The organism is Gammaproteobacteria bacterium (genome assembly GCA_003696665.1).
In the GTDB taxonomy this organism is placed as follows: Bacteria; Pseudomonadota; Gammaproteobacteria; order Enterobacterales.
Window position 1 is genome coordinate 1 of sequence record RFGJ01000035.1, and the last position, 3,039, is coordinate 3,039.

General features: G+C 48.2%; 4 protein-coding genes. 3 read left to right on the top strand and 1 reads right to left on the bottom strand.

What is annotated here, in order from left to right:
* The 3 genes from D6694_00815 to D6694_00825 form a co-directional block, all read left to right on the top strand.
* The coding region (locus D6694_00815; GenBank protein ID RMH48162.1) for a hypothetical protein at window positions 1-255 on the top strand (255 nt) is incomplete at its 5' end.
* Between the two features lie 78 nt (window positions 256-333).
* Window positions 334-1,314, top strand: coding sequence for a hypothetical protein (locus tag D6694_00820; GenBank protein ID RMH48163.1), 981 nt, complete (start codon window positions 334-336; stop codon window positions 1,312-1,314).
* Window positions 1,307-2,269, top strand: coding sequence for a site-specific DNA-methyltransferase (locus D6694_00825; protein ID RMH48164.1), 963 nt, complete (start codon window positions 1,307-1,309; stop codon window positions 2,267-2,269). Before D6694_00820 ends, D6694_00825 begins: the two co-directional genes overlap by 8 nt.
* Here D6694_00825 and D6694_00830 read toward each other — a convergent pair.
* Window positions 2,252-2,794, bottom strand: coding sequence for a hypothetical protein (locus D6694_00830; protein ID RMH48165.1), 543 nt, complete (start codon window positions 2,792-2,794; stop codon window positions 2,252-2,254). The genes D6694_00825 and D6694_00830 overlap by 18 nt on opposite strands.
* Window positions 2,795-3,039: the final 245 nt, after the last annotated feature.

Below are 3,039 nucleotides of genomic sequence, written 5' to 3' on the forward strand. Positions count from 1 at the left end.
CAGGCGTGCGTCCATGCCGTGGTTGCTCTCTGGGGCGCGCCGTTTGCCTGCCGTGGTCTTGGGGTGCGGCGTCCGGTGAGGCATTCGGCTGGGTGTAGGGTTGGTCGGCACGCCCAACAATGCGTGCAGCGGACAGCGGCTACGCCGCGCGCGAATCAGGGCGCGAATTGCAAAGTTTGGTACGGGTTGGGCGTGGTGGTTGTGCAGTCGACGCCGCTGCCGCTAACGCTCACGTTGGCACGCATATTTCGATAATGGCTCAGCGATAGTTGGGGTAAAATAAAAGAGACTTCGCTCATCATAACTTACTTTTTTACAGAGGCGGTTGTTACAATGGCACGAACTACGCAAGAAAAGTTTAATACTGTTATCCAGAAAAACACTTTTTACTTCTTCAACAAAAAGTTTGAAGAGCAATATGAAGGGCATATTAATGCCTTGAAAGAAAGCCTGCTGGTTTTGAAAAACGACGTTGATACTCAAGGATGTACAGAAGATCTCTTCGAGAAATTTTTGAAGGATAATGAAAATGGTCTTCGAGCGTTATTGGCTCTTACGGGCTTTTCAAACGAATCATTAAAGCGACTTGTAACACTTATTCGCGTTGTAAACGATGCCCAATTGGCAAGCATTACCCTGAAGGACAAGTGGCATAAGGCTGCGGACAATACGAATATCAAAGAATGGTCCGATAAACAGATTGCCAAAATGGTTAAAGAAAATGAGTTTTTTAGGAGAGGTCTTGTCAATCTTTTTTTCAAAGGAGCAACTGTTCCCTTTCTTGCCAAAACGCTTCCGTTGTTTGACCTAAAGAAATTGAGCATCTCAAAACTACAATTCGATATTTCGGCTATGATTGATACTTTAGTCAGGTACAAGGAGAAAGGTTCATATTCTGGTAAAAAAGGGAATAATCCCGAAACAGTTATTGAATCAATTCTTGATGAACTAGAAATTTCTCACGAAACGGGTGACCTCAACGAACTTGTAGAAAATGAGTCAAACCAAAAACGCACTATGGATTTCATTATTCCTGACAAAAAGTCCCCCCTCATTATCGCAGAGAGTTCTTTTTTGGTTACTACATCATCTGGACAGGGCGATAAATCGAAAACAGAAATTGCGGTTGGTAAACTTATCAAAAAACATTATCCTCATGCAAAATTCATTGGTTTTGTTGATGGGATAGGTTGGTATGTGAGAAAAGAGGACCTTAAACGCATGGTAGATGCGTATGACGATGTTTTCACATTTCACCCTGATGAATTAGAACGTTTCAAAAAATTGCTTTCGGAGACATTTAAGGATGCTTGATAAATATATTGACCAAATTATCCAGGGTGACAGTTTGTCGATGTTGCGGGAAATTCCCGACAACAGTGTTGACGTGACTTTTGCCGACCCCCCGTTCAATTTGAATAAGCGATATAACAGCACAAAGGATAATCTTGCTTTTCAAGAGTATTTGGAATGGTGCAAGCAATGGATTTATGAGATGGTGCGGATTACCAAGCCGTCAGGGAGCATTTTTGTTCACAATATTCCAAAGTGGTTAACTTATTACGCTGGATTTCTCAACGAACTAGCTGATTTCAAACATTGGATTGCATGGGATGCCCCTACTTCTCCTATGGGTAAATCATTGCAGCCTTCACATTATGGAATTCTTTATTATGCCAAAAAGCGAAAAGAGAACAAATTTTATGAGATAAGATACCCCCATAAACGTTGTCGGAAATGCAATTACCTTCACAAGGACTATGGTGGAAAAAAAAAGAAACTGCATCCATTTGGTCCTTTAGTTTCAGATGTGTGGACAGATATTCATCGGGTAAAGCATAATAAGTATCGCGATGAACATCCGTGTCAATTGCCCATACACTTACTAGAGAGGATCATTCTTATGTCAACTGATGAAGGAGACGTTGTTTTAGATCCTTTTTCAGGAACAGGAACAACGGCGATTGCTGCCAAACGATTGGGTAGACACTATATTGGTTTGGAAATAGATGAAGCGTATGTGCGTTCATCTGTAAATAAATTGCAACAAGAGGAGCCAAACTCTAAACTAGGAGATGCTTGGGTTAGTTATTACTTGGGCAAGGTTGTGACTATTCGAGATGTCGACTGGCCAATTATTTCACAGTATTTTGTAATTCCAGAACCTGTAGAGCTTATAGATAGAGTGTCTATAGAGTTTAAAGATGCAAAAGTGAAATCGCGAATAAAAAAACAAATGAAGGGATTGCCTTTATTCGAGAGCGAGTAAATGCGTGCCAACCATGCATTCACCCGACCCGCCTTCGGCGGTGGGCAAGCGGGGCGAATTGAGCAAAGTTTGGCTCTGGTAGAATGATGTGGAGACCGCCAGAGACGGCGGGCGGGTGATGCCCACGTTGGGCGTGTGCAGGGGCTTTTTGTACGGCACGTTGACAGGATGAAGTGTTTGCGCCGGTTGGGCGCGTCCCCGGCGATGGCCTGAAGCCTGCGCCTGCCGTACGGGTTGGCCTGGGGCGGGGTGTCTGGGCTGTGGGGTGTCTCGTCCGTGGCCGTGTGCCCGGCTGTGCGCGCCCGCTGTGCGGGGATGGCGTCTCCCCTGCGGCGCGGGTTTGCCCGCCTGCGCCGTAGTGAGCGAAGGTTGTTCTGCCCGCTGTTGCTCCGGTGCTGTTGGCGGGTGTCCCCGGTCGGGGTTGCGTGCCAGCGGGTGGGGGCGGGCGTCTCGCAGGGTATCCCTCGCGCCGTGCGCCTGGAGCGGGGTGTCGCCCGCCGTGGTGCGTGGCGCGGTTCCGGTCACTGGGCTGTGGTGGTGCGTTTTGGCCGTGGCTGTGGGCTGGCAGGCGTGCGTCCATGCCGTGGCTGTTCTCCGGTGTGTACCGTTTGCCTGCCATGGTCTTGGGGCGCGGCGTCCGGTGGGGCATTCGGTGGGGCGTAGAGTTAGTCGGCACGCCCAACCATGCGTGCAGCGGACAGCGGCTACGCCGCGCGCGAATCGGGGCGCGAATTGCAAAGTCTGGTTTGGGTTGGCGGTGGTGGTTGTGC

Excerpts from the sequence above, each read along its gene's own strand:
- D6694_00820 (RMH48163.1), top strand. The coding sequence starts at position 334 with ATGGCACGAACTACGCAAGAAAAGTTTAATACTGTTATCCAGAAAAAC.
- D6694_00825 (RMH48164.1), top strand. The coding sequence starts at position 1,307 with ATGCTTGATAAATATATTGACCAAATTATCCAGGGTGACAGTTTGTCG.